Origin of the sequence: Paenibacillus sp. FSL H7-689, from assembly GCF_000517905.1 — a bacterium.
Taxonomy (GTDB): Bacteria; Bacillota; Bacilli; order Paenibacillales; family Paenibacillaceae; genus Paenibacillus; species Paenibacillus amylolyticus.
This window is the reverse complement of the sequence record NZ_ASPU01000011.1, coordinates 51,772-73,061: the sequence shown is the minus strand read 5'-3', so window position 1 is coordinate 73,061 and position 21,290 is coordinate 51,772. Positions and strand designations below refer to the sequence as shown.

The following is a 21,290-nucleotide window of genomic DNA, read 5'->3' as shown; positions in this document are numbered from 1 at the left end:
AATAACAGGAGGCGGTCGGGTTGAAACCGAAATCCCAGATTGTCAATCTGCCTGTGTACCAGCCGGGCAAACCGATTGAAGAAGTGAAACGTGAACTGGGGCTTGAACAAGTCATCAAGCTGGCCTCCAACGAAAACCCGTACGGCAGTTCTCCTGCCGCCCTGGAAGCCATTACGAGAGAAATGACGAATATAAGCATATACCCAGACGGTAGCTCGGTTGAGCTGACGGGAGTTCTTGCCAAGCATCTTGGCGTTGAACGGAACAACTTAATATTTGGTTGTGGTTCCGATGAGATTATTGCTTTGATCACGAGAGCTTTCTTCTTGCCGGGTGACGAGACCATCATGGCAGATCAGACATTTTCTGTATATAAAAGCAATGCAGATATTGAGGGTGCCGTGTCCATCGAAGTGCCTCTGAAAGATGGCACGCATGATCTGAGCGCGATGCTCGCGCAAATTAACGACAAAACCAAAGCAGTATGGGTGTGTAATCCAAATAATCCAACAGGTACGATTATCTCCGAGCAGGAACTTACAGCCTTTATGGACCGTGTGCCTGCTCATGTGATGGTCATACTGGACGAAGCTTATTATGAATTCGTAACCGATGAAGCATACCCGCAAAGTATACCATTGATCGAACGGTATCCGAATTTGGTCATCCTGCGGACATTCTCCAAAATTTACGGTTTGGCTTCGCTTCGGATCGGATATGGTATTGCACGTCCCGAAATTATTGATTTGATTAACCGTGTACGTGAACCGTTTAACACCTCCCGTTTTGGACAGGTTGCGGCAACCGCTGCACTACTGGATCAGGATTTTGTTCAAGAGTGCTCGAAGCGGAATGCAACGGATCGGGATTACCTGCAAAATGAATTTACACGGCTCGGATTGTCGTATTTCCCTTCACAGGGTAATTTCATTATGGTTGATCTGAATATGCCTTCAGCAATTGCGTTCCAATCCTTGCTCAAACAAGGCATTATCGTTCGCTCAGGATTCCACGTATACCCAACTTACATTCGTGTGTCCGTCGGAACATCAGAACAGAACCGTGCATTTGTCACGGCACTGGAGAACACGCTGGCTGAGAAGGCGGTAGCACGCCCTTAATACTGGCGATGAAAGAGTGAGGACCCATGAAACTAAAAATTGCAATGATTGGTGTAGGACTCATCGGCGGTTCACTGGCGCTCTGCTTCAAAGGCAAGCCAGATGTAACCGTGATGGGCTACGCCCACTTGGATGAACTGAAGGACAAGTACATAGCGAGCGGTGTAGTGGATGATGCTACGCTCTCTCTGGAAGAAGCGGTAGAGGATGCCGACTTTATTTTTTTGTGCGTTCCTGTAGGTTTGTTAGAATCCTATTTCGAGAAACTCTCCAAGCTACCATTGAAAAAAGGATGTATCATCACGGACGTAGGAAGCACCAAGGCTTCCATTGCCGCTTGTGCCGAGCATGTGCGGTTGACTGACGCTTATTTCATTGGTGGTCATCCTATGGCAGGGTCGGAGCGTGCAGGCGTAGATGCGGCCTCAGCCGTGTTGTTTGAGAATGCATACTATGTCTTAACCCCTTCAGAACATGTACCTGAGGAAGCCTACAGCAGGCTGTCTGAACTGCTTGCGTATACGCGGGCACAGATCGTGCGTGTGGAGCCTCTGCTGCACGATGACATCGTGGGGGCGATTAGTCATCTGCCACATGTTATTGCTGTTGCGCTTGTGAATCAGGTGCGTGAATATAATGAGTCGAATCCACTGTATAAAATGCTGGCTGCAGGTGGTTTCCGGGATATTACCCGGATTGCGTCCAGTGATGCGATTGTGTGGAGAGATATCTTGCTTAGCAACCGTGATGTACTGCTGGGCTTGCTTAAGGACTGGAATAGTCAGATGACGGCCTTTACGGATATGCTGGAGCATAAGAACGGTGAAGGTATAGAGGAGGCATTCCGTCAGGCCCGCGAGTTCCGCAGTATATTACCAGAACGACGCAAAGGCATGATTTCGCCGTTATTTGATCTGTATACTGATGTACAGGATGCACCGGGTATGATCGGTAAGATCGCAACTGAGCTTGGGGCGAATGACATCAACTTGAGCAACTTGGAGATTATCGAAAACCGGGTTGATGTGCCGGGCATTATGCGTCTGTCTTTCCGTCAGGAAGAAGATATGGAACGAGCCAAGACGTTATTGGATTCCTTAGGTTATCAAGTATGGATATAAGACGAGAAAGAGGGCGAAAGCCCTCTTTTTTGTGAGGTTATATTGGAGTTGTTATTTGATTTTCAGTCACAGAAAAAAAGGATGTTTTATCCTAATTTACCGAAAGATATAATTAATTCAAACAATTTTACTGAAAGTGTTGACAAAATGAAAACGTATACATATAATAAGGGTACAGTATGGTTTCTCTCCACTCCTATCCAATAACTGTATTGCTCCACGTGAGCAATGGCCGCTTATGTAAGCGGTCTTTTTTTTGTCTAAAAAAGTTATGGGGAAGGCATTGATATGTTAATAGTTACACTTGAACTTATATCCTCTATTTACATCTCCCTCCTTAATCTGTTAGGATACCTTAGATCAAATAAATATCACATTTTTGTAACCTTTTCGGTATGTCGTCCGTCTATATAAGCAAGAGTTACCAAAAAGGCTCAAAATGAAGTCATGAACGTGAAAATGACTGCATATGAATGACAGGTCGGGTTCTGTGGATACCAATGGATTTGCCAGGATGATGCAGACCGTTGTACAATAAATACTGTTAATGTAGAAACGTTGGGGAAATTGCCATTACATAGGGGAATTTGGCGGGAAGGCCAGTTATGGCGCTGAACGCTTTTTATATGCGGTGAGAACCGCAACTTTTTTGTGCCTGTTCGGTAATACATGGATAGAGTCGAACGGGGAGAAGCACATGGATGGGCGAGGAGGGGTCGCACTCAAATGACGGATTCCCAGTTGATTCGAGAGATCAAGGAAGGTAACCTGGAGTTATATTCCGAGCTGATGAGTCGTTATCAGCGTAAAATACTGGCTTTCGTATATCATATGTTGAAAAGTTCCAATATGGAGCTGCTTGCGGAAGATCTCTGTTCTGAGACTTTCTATAAGGCGTTCCGCAGTCTGCACTCTTTCCGTGAGGTGGATGCCTCATTCTCAACCTGGTTATATACCATTGCGAGAAATACGGTACTGAGTGAGCTTCGCAAACAGCGCAGCGGAAATGTCCCACTTGAAGAGAGCGGGATTGTTCCCGTTGCTCCTTCGGAGAATACACCGGAGTATGCTGTACTACGCAGCGAGCGGGTGATGCTGGTTAGGGATGCGATTAACAATTTGCCGGAGAAGCAGCGTTCTGCGATTATACTCCGTGAGTATGATCAACTAGACTACCAAGAGATTGCGAATATTCTTGGGCAGAGCGTCAGTTCTGTGAAATCGCTATTATTCAGAGCAAGATCAAGCGTAAAAACTCAATTGGAACCTTATTTCTTCGAACCGGTGTACGAGCCATATGAAGGGATGAAGAACCGATGAATTGCAATGAAGCCCAGGAACTGTTTGCACTGGTCTGGGACTTGCCGGAAACTCATCCTCAGCGGATTGCATTTCATGCTCATCTCGCTGGTTGTGAAGAGTGCTCCGAGCAGTTTGAGGTCTGGGAAGAAGCTCAGATCTTGCTGCACAGCATTCCGGTTCCAGTGACAGAACAACAAGCAGAGAGAGTGAACCGTAACGTTATGGACCGGATCTACGCGGAGTCTCCATGGTTACTGCCGGAAGAGGTAAAGGTTAATCGTTTCTCTGCTGTGATCCGCAAGCATATGTCTTTGTGGATTGCCGCGTTCCTGGCTATTTTTTTATGCAGCTTTCTGTATATGGCAATGTTTAAGCCAGACGTATCAGAAGCTGAGCAAACCAAAGTTGTTACTACGGGTATCCTGGAGACAGGGGTTGCCGGAAGCGGACCATCGTCCTCTGGCATGTATCAGTACAACATGACTGGAGCGGACAGAGGAAGTATCATAGAACCTTTTGTTGTGAGCATGGGACCTGCTTATCCGCAGTATTGGATGGCCCTCTCTTTACTTGCAATAGGAATGGCGTTATTTTCTCTTGGACGTATGCATCGAACAACGAATAAACGCAAACAAGGTGCGAGTGCATAGGTAATAACCTTTCGTTCGCCGTGTGGAGAAATGAGGGATGTAAGTGCGAATCGGACTTATTCGTCACGGTCTTACAGACTGGAATGCGGCGGGCCGTATACAGGGTCAGACGGATATTCCTCTGAATGGAGAAGGTCGTGAACAGGCAGAGCGCCTGGGAAGACGTCTGCTGACGGAAGAATACCAATGGGACTATATCATCACAAGTGGATTATCGCGGGCACAGGAAACAGGGGAGATTATCTCCAAGCTGTTGAATGTACCTTTGCTTGAGCCGGACGCACGGTTGAAAGAAAGGGCTTTTGGTCAGATTGAAGGTCTGACTTCAGAAGAACGGGTTGCCCGTTGGGGCCAAGCCTGGGAGACATTGGACTTGGGACAGGAGCAGATAGCGGATATCCAGATTCGTGCACTGGCGTTTCTGGAAGATCTATGGTCTGCCTATTCTGACCAAAACGTACTCATTGTCACTCACGGAGCTTTCTTAGCCAACCTTTTAACAGCTTTGTTTAAAGATCGGTATACAGAACGGATTGGAAACCTGTCACTGACGATCCTGGAAAAGGAACGTGATGACTGGAGTCCACTGTTATATAATTGCACACGACATCTGTCTTTGGACACAGCGAAACAACCTGAGTAATCCAACTTGGGTTGTTTTTTTTGCGTTTTATGGGGAAATAAAGACTGTATATGATTTCAAACCTCTCATTTTTCTTCTGATTGACCAACTCGGGGCATAGTATGGTTTAAAACATAAAAGATTTCCAAAAAGAGGTTTAGATTATGGGAATTCCGTCAACGATGTTTACAAAACCAAACTATTTCAGGCTCTGAATCAGTAGTCGAAGTAGTTAACGGGCGAGGCGATGGACCCATGAATCTAGCGGATATGCTTACTTTTGCCGATATTGGCCAGCTTAATCGAATAGCAGACTATTACCAATGTGAATGCAAGCCCAATTCCAAACATGAACTCATCCAGAGTATTCTCACTACATTGGGCAGCAGACCCTTTTTTGAGCAGCAGGTACGTCAACTGAATCAAGCAGATCAGCGCTTTTTGAACAACTTGTTGTTTGATCCTCGCCAGTATTATGGTATGGAAGAACTCATTGCCATAGCCCGTCAATCGATGGACAAAAAGGAGAGTGAGGCTGGCGCGAGTCCACGTGATCTCATCGTTCGCTTCAATAAGAGTGGATGGTTGTTCAATGGGACAACGCAGCAGACCAGATATTTGTATCAGGTACCCCAGGATCTGAAATTAAGATTCAGGGATGTGTTATCCACACATCTGCGAGCAGGGATTACCAAAACAACGGAGCCACCCATGTATCGGGATGAGTATCATCTCTTAGCGGATGATCTCAAGTTGTTTCTGCAGTTTGTCCAGCAGCACGAAATTGCCCTTAACGCTGAAGGCATGATGTACCGTCGCTCTCAACAGCAGATTATGGAGCATCTGCACATTAGTGAGGAATTGGTGGGCAAAGGTGGATGGAGATTCGGATATGGCCGTTCCTTCAAGGATTACCCGGATCGTTTCGCACTTCTCTACGACTATGCATTTCACCATCGGCTGGTTCGTGAGGAGCAAGGCACGCTGAAGTTATCACCAGCTGGAGAAGACAAGCTGGGAGCTGAGAAAACAGCCGAAATGATACAGCTATTTAGGTTTTGGTTAAGATTGTATAAAGGTGCTATTCCCAATCTGTCCTCTATTGTGTATTGGACAGGCGAATGTGCCCAAGAATGGTCAACCGCCGAGTCGCTGTTTCGTCAGATCGGTCCGTTCATTCAGCCGTTTTACTATGATACGGCCGAGGCCATTTATGATAACAGAATTGTTAAAATGATGTTGCATCTTGGCATGGTCCGTATTGGGGAACATGAGGAAGGCAGGACTATACAAATGACAGCCTGGGGCACACGTCTTGCTGCATCCTGTCGCTCCATCTCAGGAGACATTACGCCTATTATGTTTGACAAGTGAAGGACAAGTTGCTAAAATCACTCCCAAATTAAGGAGTGATAATAATGATAATTCCATACAAAGGTCTACAACCTCAGTTACATCCTTCGGTATATATGGCTGAAGGTGCAAAACTGATCGGTGATTTGAGAATGGGAGAAGAGTCTTCCGTCTGGTTCAATGCAGTCCTTCGGGCTGATTTGGCTCCTATTATCATTGGAAAGCGCTGTAATATTCAAGATAATGTTGTCGGGCATGTCAATACTGATCAACCTTTGATTGTGGGAGATGATGTCTCAGTAGGACATACAGCGATCATTCATGGTTGTTGTATTGGAACAGGATCATTAATCGGCATGGGAGCCATTCTGCTGAATGGAGCCGATATTGGCGAATATACGCTGATTGGAGCCGGTTCTGTTGTTACTGAGAATAGTAAAATTCCGCCCTATACTCTTGCTTTGGGGACACCTGCCAAAGTGATACGTGAGCTGACTGATGCCGATCTGGAGCGGATGTCCAGAACTTCACTGGGTTATGTTACCAAAGGAAAAGAATATAGGAGCTCTTAAATCCGTTTTGGAGGTGCATCCTATTGGATAAAATGAAAGTTACGTATGAAGTCATGTTGGGGCTGGCAGCTGAGATGGTTTGGGACGAAGCGCTTCGCAAACAGCGCAGCGAGAAGCTCTATTTGGAAATCGATAAAGCGTTAGCTACCGGAGACGAAGTAGCTTTCCGGAGTCTGACGGATGAACTGAGGACCATAAACTGATTAGCAAAATAGTTCCTTTCTGAGATAAAAGGGAATGCGCAGATGCGTGTTTCCTTTTTTTGATATGTGTAATTCCGAAATGAATGTCTGGATTTATAAGATATAGTCATATATAATATGGGAATAAAATGGATAGAGAGGGGATATAGGGAATTGAAATTCAGTGAGATGACTCAAGACAGCTGGGCTGAACTGCAACTCTATCTGGATACATGCCTTATTCCATACACAGCTCTTAGCGGTGAGCAGTCGCCAGTTGAAGCTACCGAGGCGTTGGAGCGGCTGAGAGATTTTCTGGATCTGGTCGAAATTCCTTTCAAAGGGAGAATCATGACTTATCCAGCCTTTCATTATGCTAATTCGGAATTGTCAATGACATTAAATTCCTTGTCCGAACAGCTTAAATCCTCAGGATTCAAATATGTGGTTATTATGTCATCAGATGGTCATTTGGACGGCGTGGAAATTCCAGCTGCTGATCTGGTTTTGAGTCGGTCCGTCTTAACTCATGAGGTCGGAGAAGAAGGGATTGCGAGATTTATAGGGGAAAAGATACGAGAGTTGTGGAAAAAATAGTTTTTAGCGACAAATGTGACAATTTTACAACATTTTTTTAATAACGCTTACAATTGAACCTTAAAAATGTGTGACAAATTCTTGACGGTGTTCTAGGGCTACTATATGATTATGTATGTTCTAGTAAGTCGTGGAATTTATGAAAATGAAAACGTTTGAGAGAGTTGGCTGAAAAAGGGGGTTGGAGACAGTATGAGCAGTGAGCATGACCACGAAGCTTCATTGAAATTGCCAAGCCGCATGGAGATGTCACGCAGGCAGTTTTTGACGTACACGCTTGGTGGAGCTACAGCCTACATGGCCGCCGGTGCAATCCTTCCTATGGTCCGTTTTGCGGTGGACCCGATTTTGCAACATAAGGGAGAAGGCACCTCTGTCAAAGTAGCTGAAATCAGCAAAATTACGAATGAGCCTCAAGAATTCACCTTTGAACTTAAACAACAGGATGGTTGGTATCTGAGTAATGCATCGTTAGTGGCGTGGATTCGCAAAGACGAGCAGGGTAAAATTTATGCACTCTCACCTATCTGTAAACATCTGGGATGTACAGTAGGCTGGAATAGTGACAAGCAATACCCTGACGAGTATCATTGCCCCTGCCATGGCGCGCACTATGACAAGGAAGGGAAGAATCTTGCCGTAGCCCCCAAACCGCTGGATGAGTACGTAGTCAAGGAAGAGCAGGGTTGGGTATATCTGGGCGACATTGTTCCGAACACCCGAGTGAATTAGGAGGCGTGAACGCAGATGTTTAAAAATGTCTATGACTGGATTGACGAGCGTCTTGACATCACGCCAATCTGGCGGGACGTTGCGGATCATGAAGTTCCAGAGCATGTAAATCCGGCTCATCACTTTTCCGCATTCGTGTACTGCTTTGGTGGATTGACGTTCTTTATTACTGTTATTCAGATTCTGTCAGGCATGTTCCTGACCATGTATTATGTACCTGATATTATCAATGCCTACGCTAGTGTGGAGTACCTGCAGACCAAAGTAGCCTTCGGCCAAATTGTTCGCGGCATGCACCACTGGGGAGCCAGTCTGGTTATCGTAATGATGTTCTTACATACGATGCGTGTGTTCTTTACAGGCTCTTACAAGGCACCGCGTGAAATGAACTGGGTTGTTGGCATGCTGATCTTTTTCGTCATGTTGGGCCTGGGGCTGACAGGGTACTTGTTGCCATGGGATAACAAAGCCTATTTTGCAACAAAAGTAACACTGGAGATTGCCAATACGGTTCCTTGGCTGGGACCGATTATTAAAGAATTCCTGCAAGGCGGTACGATTGTTGGTGCACAGACACTGACCCGATTCTTTGCCCTGCACGTATTCTTCCTCCCCGCTGTGCTTCTGGTGCTTCTGGTCGGACACTTTATCATGATCCGCAGACAGGGCATTTCGGGACCACTATAAACTGAGAAGGGAGGAATCGCAATGGCTCACGGACATAAGAAGGATGATGAGGAAAAGGTTATCTTTGTCGGTGATTCACGGGTCCGTAAAGGGGCGGGATTTATTACCCCTCCTGATTACACGGCGTATCCCGGCAAATCAGAAGCCTTTATCCCCAACTTCCTGCTGAAAGAATGGATGGTTGGTGTCGTTGTATTGGTGGGGATTCTGGTTCTCACGATCTCAGAACCTGCACCTTTAGGCTATCCGGCCAATCCGAGCGCATCCGTAATTCCTATGCCGGACTGGTACTTCCTTTTTCTGTATCAGTACTTGAAGTATCCATACGCATCGGGCGATTACGTTCTGCTCGGGGTACTGGGGGTCAGCGGAGTTGCTTTTGGAGCTTTGCTACTGGCACCATTCCTGGATACAGGCAAGGAGCGGCGTTTCTATAAACGCCCAATTGCTTCATCACTGATGATTTTGTCGGTCATTTCTGTATTCTACCTGACAAATGTAGCGTGGACGCACTACGAGCATGAGTTGGAAGCAAGTGGACAGAAGCCTGAACATATTCAACGTGAAGAAGAAGCGCTGGAGAGGCGTGAACAGGGGCTCCCACCCGTTTCCAATGCACCTGGACAGCAAGAAGAAGTTGCGATCGTGGAACAGGATGATCCTGCAATGGAAACGTACAAGAAGGCTGGATGTATTGGCTGCCATGCGGCTGATATGAAGGGCGCAACTGGACCTTCGCTTCGAGGCATAGGTGACAAGCACAGTCAGGAAGAGATTCTGACCATTATCAAAGAAGGTTACAATGCAATGCAGCCTCAGTACAATAATGCTATTGCTCAAGGTGTCACGGATGAAGAGATCACTCATCTGACCGAATGGCTTGCGAAACAGAAAGCAGAACAGTAAAATCGAAATAACCAATGAAACCTGATCGTTTATGCGGTCAGGTTTTTTGAAGTGTTTTTTTTGACAACACTGTATCGTGCACAATATTGATGAAGGAAGGGGCAGGGAATGTGGCTTTATCGTATTTCTGGAGTAGGGAATTTCTAACCAATCGTTATTTCCTGTGGCTATTATTTTGGTGTAATGCGGTAGGAACGGTATACGGATACATCTGGTACGGAGAGCAAATGAAATTGACACTGGCTGAGCAGCCGGTGTGGCAGATCGTATTTGTGCCGGATAGCCCAACAGCGAGTTTGTTTTTTACTTTAGCGTTGTTATGGGTGTTGTACCCACCGCGGTCCATCATTATCAAACGGATCGGACATGTGATTCAGGCGCTTGCCGTGGTCACATCTGTGAAATATGGCGTGTGGGCGGTGTCCATTATTTTCGCTGGCTGGATGCAAGGCGGTACACAGCACTGGCAAGACTGGATGTTGATTGCTTCGCATAGTGCGATGGCCATAGAAGCTCTAATTTTTGTACGCTTTTTCGGCTTCCGCTGGACTTCCCTTGTCGTTGCAGGTCTCTGGACGCTGTTGAACGATACGATGGATTATACATATGATATTTACCCTTGGTTACCCGCATCCCTCTATGATCATGTAGATGGTGTGCGTAATTTCACATTCGGACTAACACTGGTAAGCATTCTGTGCGCGTGGCTGGCCTTAAGACAGGCGAAACGAACCTGATCTCATACTTTGGAGAGATAATAACATGTCTCATGAAGAGTCGCTATTTTAGCGGCTTTTTTTGTGTCCAAAATGTGTCCATATTGTGCTATTTCATGGCTTGAAAATCAAGGATATCTTCATTCAGCACCTTATAATAAAAGTGCAACTGAATATTTAAATTATTTTCCATAATTGCTTAATATTGAAAGAGGTGATAAGAGATTAGTTCTGCAAGAAAATTCAGAAAGGGAAGGTGACATGTATGATGAAGAGAACAAGAATAGTAAAACTATTAATTGTATTTTGGATAGCGCTATCCATTTCATATCAAGTTGATGATGGGAATTCCCAAGCCAATGCCGCTCCACAAACTCCATCTCAGGAATATGTACAGAAAATGGGCAAAGGCTGGAACGTATTCAACACCTATGACAGTTTTAGAACCGACGATCTCGCGCTGTCTGACGAAACCTCCTGGGGGCAGCCGCAAGTAACCCAAGAATTAATATTATCAGCCAAAGCAAAAGGCTTTGACAGTATTCGGATTCCAATGACTGCCTATACAAGGTATACACTAGGTGCAGATGGACACTATGTAATCCATTCCGAATGGTTGGCCAAATATAAGCAAGTGGTTGATTGGGCCGTTGATGCAGACCTGTATGTGATGATCAACCTTCATCACGATTCCTGGACATGGCTTTCCAATTGGGATGGAAATAAAGCGTCAGAGGAGTATAAAAGATATGTAGATCTCTGGACGCAGCTTGCTAATCATTTTAAGAATGAACCAGAGCGGGTCATGTTTGAGACAATGAATGAACCTTATTTTGAAAATGATACAGGAACCATCACCAAACAGGATAAATTGGATATGATCAATCAGGCTGCATATGATGTTATCCGCAGCTCTGGTGGACATAATGCCACAAGAATGATTGTTATTCCAACGTATTCTACAAGCGCAGATATGGATAAAGCCGACGCAACCTATCATTTTATTGCGGGGCTGAACGATCCAAACTTGATCGCCACTGTGCATTTTTATAGTGACTGGGTCTTCAGCGGCAACTTGGGTAGAACGGGCTTTGATGAAAAGCTTTACGATGGAGTTCAAGATACGCCAAGAAGTAATATAGACCAGATGTTTAACACATTAAATCATGTCTTAATTTCCAAGGGAATTGGAGTTGTTATTGGTGAATATGGCTGGTTATCCCCTGATGATGGCGCGGCGAAAATGCAGTCAGGTGAAAAACGGAAATATCTTGAATATCTGAACTACAAGGCATCTCAATATGGAGTTAGTTCAATGATATGGCCAGGTGCGTTTTGGCGTGTTCCACCTTTTGACTGGCATGATGAATATGGAACTACCATTCAATCAGCTAATAAGAAACAGCGTTCTTCCTACTCCACAGGTTTAAATGAAATCTATGTTAATCAACAAGCTGCAAACGATATCCAAGTTCCGCTTACTCTAAATGGAAACAGCTTTAAGCATATTAAGGGAGTCCATAAAAAATATTACTCATTTGATGAAGCTACCTCAACACTTACGATCTCTAAAGAATTTATAAACGAGAATTTCAATCAGGCTTCTAACGGCACTATTGCTGATTTGGTTCTTAAATTCTCGGAAGGCGCAGAATGGCATCAGCTTATTATCAAACATTCAATGCCTGTGTTTGAAACGACCGCAGGCACAATAACCGGAGGAATCGTCATTCCGGTCCAATATAACGGGACCAACGTAAGACGTGCCTCACTTCTCGATGAATATGGTAACCGAATAGGCGGCAATTCCTGGTTTCCATATATGAAGTTTGGCAGCGATTTTACAGCTGACTATACGGATGGAACATTCACTCTTTTGAAAGATGCGTTTGACAGCTCGGTTCCGGATGGGAAAATGAAGGTCAGGATCGAATTTTACGATGGCCAGAGTATGAACTATTCCATTCAAAAAAACGGAAATAATGTAACAGGTTTAGGTATCGTTTTCTAAATGAAGTGTCATAAGTCTAGTAGGATAAGGAATCGTCCTCTGCTTGTTCTAATGAACTGTCCCCCGCCATACATTGGTGGTGGGAGGGATGTCCATGAAGAGAACGTTTGGGATCAAAACTGGCTTACTGGTGGTATCGTTCATGGCTCTAATGCTGTGTACGAACTTAGCATATCGTGTATCCGCGCAAAGTGAAGCATTGAATTCGAATTCAGATCAGCAAGTGTCCACAAGCAATTCAATTGCACAACTGAATGAGGAAGCAGCCATATTGTATCGGCAGGCGCTCGAGAATAATATTGAAGAAGTGCGAGGAAGCATTCTGCGTATCAGTAAAAGTCTGGAGCATATCTCCTTTGAGGGACAAACAACAGTTGAGGGCATTCACGCCTTGTCCGAAACCATAGTTGAAGTGAAACAAGCCGTTGTGAAGGTGAAAAATGACGATGCTTCTCTTCAGCAGTCCTCAGCCAAGCTCAGACTTGCAGCAGATAGTCTCGCGAATCCAACCAAGCCTTTATGGCTTCAATATTATAAAATCGTGAAAAACGATCTGGACGCTTTATCCGCTGCTACAAATCAAGGGCAAACTGCGGCCGTACTGGCAAACCGCTACACCGTTCTGGAGGAGCATTATGAGACGATTCGTCCTGCCGCACTGATTCGCCGTGAACCGTATGAAATTGCTCAGATGGACGCCTGGTTATCTCATACCAAAGGGCTTACCGCTGCCAAGCAACCTGATCTGGCTCAATTAAAGAGCATGGTTGGCCATGGGGAGGAACTGGTGAACAAGTTGTTTGGTCGCGAGAAGGACGAGAGTGCCTTTGTACCGTTTGTACAGGGTCCTGATCGCAGGGCAGCCGGGCTGCTCATTAGTTCGGTCATTGTGGCAACGTTAAGTTACGCCGGATACCGTAAGTATCGTGCGCAGCAACAAGGGATTTTTCCTTTTCGGCGCTAATGGGATATGAACTTGATGGATCCTGGTCTATAAGTGGTATATAAAAAAAGACCTCTTTCCACATGAACAGCCACGCTAACGGCTCTTCATGTAAAAAGAGGTTTTCTTGTAGTTTCTGTGTTATATCAGCTTTCTTTGAAACCTTCGCCATGTACATCGTGAACATCGCTGATGATGACAAAAGCTCTCGGGTCAATGGAACGTACAATGGTCTGCAATCTCCTGAACTCTTGCCTGGAGATCACGCAGTAGGCCATGTGTTTGGCCTGTTTAGAGTACGCGCCAATGGCTGGAATGAGAGTAACGCCACGATCCATATCCCGTGTGATCTGGTCCGCAATCTCGGGTGCATGGTCACTAATGATCATAAATGCCCGGGCAGAATATGCACCTTCCTGAATAAAGTCGATGACTTTAGAGGCGATGAATACAGCTACAAGCGTATACAGAATTTTTTCTTTGGGGATGTAGATAAGAGAGAGCCCGATAATGACAAAGTCGATGCCCAGTAATACTCGGCCCATGCTCCATCCATACTTGCGGTTGAGAATACGGGCAATGATGTCTGAACCGCCCGTCGTTCCGCCCCAACGGAATACAATGCCAAGGCCGGCTCCAAGGGTGACACCTGCATATAGGGCTGCGAGCAGGAGGTCATTCTCGGTATGTAATGGTTCAATCCAGCCCAGATGAATCAACTTCTCAAACAACCATAGAAAAACGGTCAGTGCCCCGATTCCGATACCCGTATAGATCATCTGTCTGCCGCCCAAAATTTTGAGCCCAATCAGAAAGAGGGGAACATTCAGAATCAAGGTTGTAAGTGAAGGTGAGATGCCAAAAGCGTAATTGATCAGCACCGTAACCCCGGTGAGGCCACCTTCCATAAGCTGGTTGGGGATAATGAAATAGAGGAGCCCAAAGGCATATAAGGCTGTACCCAGTACGATGGGAAGAACCAGTTTAACTTGTATCCAGGTTTTGGCAGTGCTCATAAGATCCCTCGCTGTAGATAAATTAGAATGAAGAAGCAATCATTCCCATCTAGTATACCTGTTTATTGATTCTTTAAAAATGATTTGTCGCTGATGATGGTGGAAGTGAATCTAAATAACTGATATTATTAGGAACAAATACGACATCATTTCAAAGGAGAATCCGTTCTCATGGAGAAAAGCATCGCAGAAATGCAGCGTGAGGTTGATCAGTATATCTCCCAGTTCAAGGAGGGGTATTTCAGTCCTCTGGCCATGTTGGCCCGGATGTCTGAAGAGGTTGGGGAGCTCGCCAGGGAAGTGAATCATGAATTCGGCGAGAAGCCGAAGAAATCTTCCGAAGCAGCCAATTCCATTGAACTTGAGCTTGGAGATATTTTATTTATCACGATTTGTTTTGCGAACTCACTGGGAATTGATCTGGCTGAGGCGCACGATAAAGTCATGCATAAATTTAACACCCGCGATGCCAATCGGTGGACTCCCAAAAACACCGATTAGGCGTAGATTACATATGCTGTACCATCACCCGATCGGGGAGGGTCAGCTTAATGATGAAACCGGAAGAATATATGCAGCAGGCTTATCGCTGTATATTGCAAAATGATTTTGAGCAGGCGATTCGTTGGTTCGAGTCAGCCATTCACGCTCATCCAAAACATGCGGAGTTATATTATCGCTGTTCCATTACACACGCCCGCAGCAAACATCTGGTTCCAGCGCTTGAATATGCGCGCAAGTCGGTTGAATTGTCGCCAGGAACAGAAGAGTATATTTTGCATCTGCAGACGTTGGAAGCAAAACAATTGACCTCCAGAGCGAAGTTGCTGTTGGAGCAGGCGGGTATTGCAACACAGGAGCGCTATGTGGAAGCGTCTACGCTTCTGCAAGAAGCGGTCAAACTTGATCCGCTCTCAGTGGAAGCTCATGTTATGCTTGCGCTGGCTTACAGTGATTTGAATGAATTTGACTATGCAATTCAGGCGCTACGTGAGGCGATTTTGCTGGATCCGCAGAATGGGCAACTGCATCAGATGTTACAGGAAATCAAGCAACGTATGAAATCCATTCAATAAGAATTCATTTTGCAAAGATTTCTTTCGAGTTGAAATGGATTCTACGATATGATCCAACATAGTGAGGAGATGCAGTCAATATGAGTGAAGTAATCAGAGTTGCCGTGATCGGAGCGGCTGGCCGTATGGGCCGTGAAGTTGTGAAATTGGTACTTCAGGACCCGGAATTGGAGCTTGCAGCGGCTGTCAACCGCTCCGGAGCAGGCACGGATGCAGGAACCCTTGTTGGTTTGCCAGAGTGTGGGGTGCTGGTGACTGATGATATCGAAATGGCTTTTGCCGAAACAAAACCTCAGGTTATGGTTGATTTTACAGTACCACAATTTGCGTTTGCACATACTGAGATCGCGATCCGTCATGGAGTCAGACCTGTCATGGGTGTTACTGGCTTCACGCCGGAGCAGATCGAACAGTTGGACAAGCAGTGCCAGGACAAAGGAATTGGAGGGCTTATTGCCCCTAACTTCTCGATTGGTGCCATTTTGATGATGCGATTCGCAGCACAGGCTGCCAAACATATGCCAAATGTGGAGATCATCGAATATCACGGAGATCAGAAGCTGGATGCTCCTTCAGGAACTGCGATCAAAACAGCGGAACTGATTGCTGCCAATCGGGAAGAACTTCGTCAAGGTAATCCGAATGAGGAAGAAACGATCGAAGGATCACGAGGCGGGTATTACAATGGCTTCCGAATTCACAGTGTACGATTGCCTGGTGTATTCGCGCAGCAGGAAGTTGTTTTCGGAGATTATGGACAGTCACTCAAAATTCGGCATGACTCCTACGAGCGCGCAGGTTATATGCCTGGTGTTAAGATTGGTGTGCAAAAGGTTATGGAGTATACAGGAATGATCTACGGATTTGACCACTTTATCGACTAAAGGAGATTGTCATGTTGAAAATAGCATTTATCGCCCATGATCGTAAAAAAGAAGAGATGGTTAACTTCGTGACGGCATATGAGCCTGTGTTTACGGACCATCAATTATATTCTACAGGAACAACAGGCCTTCGTATTATGGAAGGAACGTCTCTGAAGATTCATCGATTCGAATCAGGCCCATTGGGCGGAGATCAGCAGATTGGAGCTTTGGTTGCGCAAAATGAGATGGATCTGATTATTTTCCTGCGCGATCCATTGATGGCACAACCTCACGAGCCGGATATTAATGCGTTGCTACGTCTTTGTGATGTGCAGGGAATTCCACTTGCCACCAATATCGCAACCGCTGAGATTCTGGTTAAGGCTCTAGATCGTGGCGATTTTGCCTGGAGAGAGCTGGTACATAAGTACAAGCCGGAGGCTGGATTGAATTCGGGTGATTCCGAATGAGTCTGGATATTCTCATCTTTGGAGCACATGCAGACGATGCGGAGATTGGTATGGGTGGAACGATTGCCAAACATACCGCTGCTGGCTTGAAAGTAGGCGTGTGTGATCTGACTCGTGCTGAGATGTCTTCCAACGGAACAGTAGAGCGCAGAACCGAGGAAGCGGAGCAAGCCTCCCGCGTCCTCGGTCTTTCGTGTCGAACGAATCTGGGGCTTCCTGATCGTGGCTTATATCTTACGCCTGAACATGTACAGGCGGTGACGGCTGAGATACGACGTCATGCCCCTCGGATGGTGTTTGCTCCGTATTGGGAAGATCGTCATCCGGATCATGTCAATTGCAGTAAGCTTGTGCAGGAGGCTGTATTTAACGCCAAGCTTCGCAACTACATGCCGGACATGCCTGCCGTGCAGGTGAAGGAACTTTATTTTTACTTTATTAATGACATCGGGCCTACGGATTTGATTGTCGATATTACGGAACACTATGAGCAAAAAGAAGCATCATTGCTCTCTTATCGTTCCCAATTCGAACTGGGAGACGGAGCGGTCTCGACGCCACTGAATCAAGGGTATATCGAACGTGTAAGAGCCCGTGATTCCTTGCTCGGACAACGCAGTCTCATCCCGTTTGCAGAAGGTTTTGCTACAATTACACCTTACGTGGTTCATCAATTTGGCTCGGGTGCCCAATAAACGATTTCACATTTTACGTTTAATGAAACGAAGGGTTTCATTATTCCATTGCATTATATCAACCTGCATGAAGCGGGAGATCAAAGGAGCGTCCACAGGATGGATAAAAAGCTAAAAATCGGCATCACCTGTTATCCGTCCCTCGGCGGGTCTGGCGTTGTCGCAACGGAGCTGGGCAAATTACTTGCCGAACAGGGGCATCAGGTTCATTTTATTGCCAACAGTATCCCGTTCAGACTGGGTACGTTCCAGAAAAATATTTTTTATCACGAAGTTGAAGTAAATGATTATTATGTTTTCCGTTACCCTCCTTATGACCTGTCACTGGCAACAAAGATGGCTCAGGTGGCTAAGTCACAGCAGCTCGATCTGCTGCATGTTCACTATGCCGTGCCACACGCAGTATGTGCTTTTCTTGCGAAACAGATGGTAGGAGACGGCCTTAAAGTGGTTACCACGTTACATGGAACGGATATTACGGTTCTGGCTCAGGATGAATCTCTGAAGGATCTGATCCGTCTAGCCATTAATGAAAGTGACGCGGTTACTGCCGTATCACAAGATTTGATTCGGGAAACGGTCGAACTGCTGGATATTCAGCGCCCAATCGATCTAACCTATAATTTTATTGACAAACGAATATATTATCCGCGGGATGCTGCCAGTCTGCGAAGAGACTTCGCTGCGCCCGACGAAAAAATATTAATGCACATCTCCAATTTCCGACCGGTGAAGAGAACTCAGGATGTGGTAGAGGTCTTCCGTCAGGTACAGGAGCAGGTTCCTGCCAAACTGTTATTTGTTGGTGAAGGACCTGATTTGCCGAAGATGCAATGGAAAATTAATGATCTCGGGTTGAATGATAAAGTTCATTTCCTTGGCAAACAGGATGACATTGCTCAGGTCATTTCCATGGCAGACGTGTTGATGCTTCCATCGGAGAAGGAAAGTTTCGGACTTGTGGCGCTCGAAGCAATGGCTTGTGGCGTACCCACGATCGGTTCACAGGCCGGAGGAATTCCGGAACTGGTATTACACGGTAAGACGGGATTCTTATCCGCGATCGGGGATACACAATCCATGGCCGAGAACACAATCCGTTTGTTAACAGATGATCGTTTGGCTGCGGAGTTCAGGGAAGCGTGTCTTCAACGCGCACATCACGACTTTTGCAATGATGCCATTCGGCATGAATATGAACAGATTTATTACCGGGTGCTGGGAAGGGAAGTTCCGAACTTGAAGCCGGTTTGCGGTTAATCAATTTGTTTGACGAAATTATACTGTGCATACCACAACAGGCAAGAGAAGAGGTGATGTGTGGTGGTTCAATGGACACAGGTAGATCGTGAAATGGCAATTCAAAGTGAGAATGTACTCACAACATTAAACAAACATGGCTACAAGGCATATTGGGTAGGTGGTTGCGTTCGTGACGAATTGCTGGAACGAGTTGTAGACGATATGGATATCACGACATCTGCTTCTCCTCAGCAAGTCATGGAACTGTTTGACGATTGTATTCCAACAGGTTTGCAACACGGTACGGTTACCGTTCGTTCAGGCGGTTATTATTTTGAAGTGACCACCTTTCGAACAGAATCCGAATATCAGGATAACCGCAGACCTGCTGCGGTTCAATTTGTTCAGGATATCAAGGAAGATTTACAGCGGCGTGACTTCACGATGAACGCTCTTGCTATGGACGTCACTGGGACAATCGTTGACCCGTTTGATGGACAGGCAGATATCAAGGAAGAGCGAGTCAGATGTGTGGGTTCTGCGATGGAACGATTTGGTGAAGATGCACTGCGGATGCTCCGCTGTGTCCGGTTTGCTTCCGTATTTGATTTCAAAATTGCCCATAACACGTGGAAGGGTCTTGTAAGGCAGAAAGACCTGCTTCAACATATAGCAATGGAACGAGTACGCACCGAGATGGTAAAAATGATGTTGGGACCGCATCCTCTAAGAGGATTGGAGCTGTTATTCAGAAGTGATGCGCTTGCGCACATCAAAGCGCCAGTTAGTTCGGCGCGTTTTAACAAGACGTTGTTATCCAATCTGGAACAATTGTCAGGTCAGCATGTGTTGCTTCGTTGGTCACTCATCCTGATTGCTGGCGGTTATAGTAAGGATGAAGCAGATGTATTATTACGTCAGTGGACATTCTCCAATGAACATCGTTCTCGAATAACAGGGGTCCTTCAGGTGGAACAGTTGATTCATACTTCCGTTCAGGAGCAGAAGGATACGGTCAGTCTCCGTTCCGATTGGATCGTTACTGTTCTGGCTTGTGGTGTTCAGGCGGCGGATGATTGGCTTCAAATACAGTCTACACTGCCAGCAGGATGGCGGAATCAATCCGAACAGGCAGAAACGCAGGTTGTTTTGGTTCAAGAACTTGCAGCCCAATGGAGTCAATCGATCCCTGTGCATGACTTAAAAGAGCTGGATATCACAGGGGAACAAGTGTTACAAATGGTGCAGCGCAAAGGCGGGCCTTGGCTGGGTCAACTGATGAAACATTTGTTACGAGAAACAGCGATTGGAACGATAGCGAATCAGCATGAAGCACTAAGTGCAGAAGTGAAGCGGGTGGTTCAAGATGACCAAACATGAAGATCTGTTACATATGTTATTAAATGCAGAAGGACGATTCGTATCGGGTGAAGAGATCAGCCGCAATCTGTCCATCAGTCGGACCGCTGTGTGGAAACATGTGAACAAGTTACGAGACATGGGTTATGAGTTTGAAGCGGTATCCCGCAAAGGATACCGTCTGGTAACGAAGCCGGATAGCATTGACGCTACTGCCCTCCAATTGGCACTGAATACAACCGTATTTGGCCGTAAGGCTGTTTTGTTGACTTCGACCCTGTCTACGCAAGGGGATGTTCTCAAGCTAGCTGAGAAAGGGCAGGCAGAAGGTGCTGTGGTCATTGCGGAAGAACAAACAGGAGGAAGAGGACGTTTCGGTCGACAGTGGTTCTCTCCTCCGGGTAAAGGAATCTGGATGAGTGTCCTGTTACGCCCTGATCTACCACTTCAGCATACGCCGCAGCTAACTTTATTAACAGGAGTGGCTGTATGTCGTGCCGTTCGAGCTTGTTCAGGAGCTGATGCAGGCATCAAATGGCCAAATGATTTATTGATTGATGGGCGCAAGGTATGCGGTATATTGCTTGAATCCACGGTGGAAGATCATGAAGTCAGATATTGTATTGCAGGTATAGGCGTTGACGTGAATTTTGATCCCGAGGATTATCCGGAAGATCTGACCACAATCGCTACTTCGCTCAAGATGGAGACGGGTCAATCCGTTGATCGCACCAAACTAACGGCTGCCATTCTGACGGAGCTTGAACAGTTGTATTATTTGTATCAAAAAGAAGGATTTGGCGTAATTTCAGCCCTATGGGAGGCCCTGTCCGTATCGATGAATCGAGAGATTACAGTGACTAATCCTCATGGTGTCATTGAAGGGAAGGCAATCGGTCTTGACCCTTCTGGAGCACTTATCGTGGAGAAGCACGATGGAGAACATACACTAATCATCTCTGGTGAGATTTCCTGGAAATCATAAACAATTTGTCGAATTTTCACTGGTAAAATGAACATAAGACGTGAAGTTTGAGCAGAACTTTGGTAT

24 protein-coding genes are annotated in these 21,290 nt (G+C 45.9%); 23 read left to right on the top strand and 1 reads right to left on the bottom strand.

What is annotated here, in order from left to right:
• Positions 1-20 precede the first annotated feature (20 nt).
• The 15 genes from hisC (at position 21) to C170_RS06735 (ending at position 13,536) form a co-directional block, all read left to right on the top strand.
• A complete protein-coding gene (gene hisC, locus C170_RS06805) occupies positions 21-1,121 on the top strand; it encodes a histidinol-phosphate transaminase (protein WP_036607664.1) in 1,101 nt (366 codons plus the stop codon).
• A gap of 26 nt (positions 1,122-1,147) precedes the next feature.
• Positions 1,148-2,242 carry a prephenate dehydrogenase gene (locus tag C170_RS06800; RefSeq protein WP_017687717.1) on the top strand — a complete coding sequence of 365 codons (1,095 nt, stop codon included), beginning with the start codon at positions 1,148-1,150 and terminating at the stop codon, positions 2,240-2,242.
• A 726-nt stretch (positions 2,243-2,968) separates the two neighbouring features.
• On the top strand, positions 2,969-3,562 hold the full coding sequence (locus C170_RS06795) for an RNA polymerase sigma factor (RefSeq protein ID WP_036607662.1): 594 nt from the start codon (positions 2,969-2,971) through the stop codon (positions 3,560-3,562).
• Positions 3,559-4,194 (top strand): anti-sigma factor family protein, encoded by a 636-nt coding sequence (locus C170_RS06790; protein WP_036607660.1) that lies wholly within the window; start codon positions 3,559-3,561, stop codon positions 4,192-4,194. Before C170_RS06795 ends, C170_RS06790 begins: the two co-directional genes overlap by 4 nt.
• Before the next feature lie 43 nt (positions 4,195-4,237).
• Positions 4,238-4,837, top strand: coding sequence for a histidine phosphatase family protein (locus tag C170_RS06785; RefSeq protein WP_036607658.1), 600 nt, complete (start codon positions 4,238-4,240; stop codon positions 4,835-4,837).
• A gap of 234 nt (positions 4,838-5,071) precedes the next feature.
• Positions 5,072-6,190 carry a hypothetical protein gene (locus tag C170_RS06780; protein ID WP_036607656.1) on the top strand — a complete coding sequence of 373 codons (1,119 nt, stop codon included), beginning with the start codon at positions 5,072-5,074 and terminating at the stop codon, positions 6,188-6,190.
• 44 nt (positions 6,191-6,234) lie between these two features.
• Positions 6,235-6,741, top strand: coding sequence for a gamma carbonic anhydrase family protein (locus tag C170_RS06775; protein WP_036607653.1), 507 nt, complete (start codon positions 6,235-6,237; stop codon positions 6,739-6,741).
• 23 nt (positions 6,742-6,764) lie between these two features.
• Positions 6,765-6,944, top strand: a complete 180-nt coding sequence (locus tag C170_RS06770; protein ID WP_017687723.1) for an IDEAL domain-containing protein — start codon at positions 6,765-6,767, stop codon at positions 6,942-6,944.
• 153 nt (positions 6,945-7,097) lie between these two features.
• Complete coding sequence (locus tag C170_RS06765) at positions 7,098-7,520, top strand: DUF2487 family protein (RefSeq protein WP_036607650.1); 423 nt, start codon at positions 7,098-7,100, stop codon at positions 7,518-7,520.
• A 192-nt stretch (positions 7,521-7,712) separates the two neighbouring features.
• Positions 7,713-8,252, top strand: coding sequence for a QcrA and Rieske domain-containing protein (locus C170_RS06760; RefSeq protein ID WP_036607648.1), 540 nt, complete (start codon positions 7,713-7,715; stop codon positions 8,250-8,252).
• Between the two features lie 15 nt (positions 8,253-8,267).
• A complete protein-coding gene (gene qcrB, locus C170_RS06755) occupies positions 8,268-8,939 on the top strand; it encodes a menaquinol-cytochrome c reductase cytochrome b subunit (protein WP_017687726.1) in 672 nt (223 codons plus the stop codon).
• A gap of 21 nt (positions 8,940-8,960) precedes the next feature.
• Positions 8,961-9,845 carry a menaquinol-cytochrome c reductase cytochrome b/c subunit gene (locus C170_RS06750; RefSeq protein ID WP_036607643.1) on the top strand — a complete coding sequence of 295 codons (885 nt, stop codon included), beginning with the start codon at positions 8,961-8,963 and terminating at the stop codon, positions 9,843-9,845.
• A 110-nt stretch (positions 9,846-9,955) separates the two neighbouring features.
• Positions 9,956-10,582, top strand: coding sequence for a DUF1405 domain-containing protein (locus C170_RS06745; protein WP_036607641.1), 627 nt, complete (start codon positions 9,956-9,958; stop codon positions 10,580-10,582).
• Positions 10,583-10,826: 244 nt separating this feature from the next.
• Positions 10,827-12,572, top strand: a complete 1,746-nt coding sequence (locus tag C170_RS06740; protein ID WP_036607639.1) for a cellulase family glycosylhydrolase — start codon at positions 10,827-10,829, stop codon at positions 12,570-12,572.
• Positions 12,573-12,666: 94 nt separating this feature from the next.
• Complete coding sequence (locus tag C170_RS06735; RefSeq protein ID WP_051447047.1) at positions 12,667-13,536, top strand: sporulation protein YpjB; 870 nt, start codon at positions 12,667-12,669, stop codon at positions 13,534-13,536.
• A 125-nt stretch (positions 13,537-13,661) separates the two neighbouring features.
• Here the strand turns inward: C170_RS06735 and C170_RS06730 are convergent, their stop codons facing one another.
• Positions 13,662-14,531 (bottom strand): YitT family protein, encoded by an 870-nt coding sequence (locus C170_RS06730; RefSeq protein ID WP_036607636.1) that lies wholly within the window; start codon positions 14,529-14,531, stop codon positions 13,662-13,664.
• 171 nt (positions 14,532-14,702) lie between these two features.
• On the opposite strand from C170_RS06730, the gene C170_RS06725 reads away from it, so the two are divergent.
• The 8 genes from C170_RS06725 to C170_RS06690 all read left to right on the top strand — a co-directional run bounded on the left by C170_RS06725 (position 14,703) and on the right by C170_RS06690 (position 21,224).
• Positions 14,703-15,032 carry a nucleotide pyrophosphohydrolase gene (locus C170_RS06725; RefSeq protein ID WP_017687732.1) on the top strand — a complete coding sequence of 110 codons (330 nt, stop codon included), beginning with the start codon at positions 14,703-14,705 and terminating at the stop codon, positions 15,030-15,032.
• Between the two features lie 50 nt (positions 15,033-15,082).
• Positions 15,083-15,607, top strand: a complete 525-nt coding sequence (locus C170_RS06720) for a tetratricopeptide repeat protein (RefSeq protein WP_017687733.1) — start codon at positions 15,083-15,085, stop codon at positions 15,605-15,607.
• 80 nt (positions 15,608-15,687) lie between these two features.
• Positions 15,688-16,491 (top strand): 4-hydroxy-tetrahydrodipicolinate reductase, encoded by an 804-nt coding sequence (gene dapB, locus C170_RS06715; protein ID WP_036607633.1) that lies wholly within the window; start codon positions 15,688-15,690, stop codon positions 16,489-16,491.
• Between the two features lie 11 nt (positions 16,492-16,502).
• Positions 16,503-16,943 carry a methylglyoxal synthase gene (gene mgsA / locus C170_RS06710; protein ID WP_017687735.1) on the top strand — a complete coding sequence of 147 codons (441 nt, stop codon included), beginning with the start codon at positions 16,503-16,505 and terminating at the stop codon, positions 16,941-16,943.
• Positions 16,940-17,638 (top strand): bacillithiol biosynthesis deacetylase BshB1, encoded by a 699-nt coding sequence (gene bshB1, locus C170_RS06705; RefSeq protein WP_036607631.1) that lies wholly within the window; start codon positions 16,940-16,942, stop codon positions 17,636-17,638. The genes mgsA and bshB1 overlap by 4 nt, the downstream gene beginning before the upstream one ends.
• A 99-nt stretch (positions 17,639-17,737) precedes the next feature.
• Complete coding sequence (gene bshA / locus C170_RS06700) at positions 17,738-18,898, top strand: N-acetyl-alpha-D-glucosaminyl L-malate synthase BshA (protein ID WP_036607630.1); 1,161 nt, start codon at positions 17,738-17,740, stop codon at positions 18,896-18,898.
• A 63-nt stretch (positions 18,899-18,961) separates the two neighbouring features.
• Positions 18,962-20,260, top strand: a complete 1,299-nt coding sequence (locus tag C170_RS06695; protein WP_036607628.1) for a CCA tRNA nucleotidyltransferase — start codon at positions 18,962-18,964, stop codon at positions 20,258-20,260.
• Complete coding sequence (locus tag C170_RS06690) at positions 20,247-21,224, top strand: biotin--[acetyl-CoA-carboxylase] ligase (RefSeq protein ID WP_036607626.1); 978 nt, start codon at positions 20,247-20,249, stop codon at positions 21,222-21,224. Before C170_RS06695 ends, C170_RS06690 begins: the two co-directional genes overlap by 14 nt.
• Positions 21,225-21,290 lie beyond the last annotated feature (66 nt).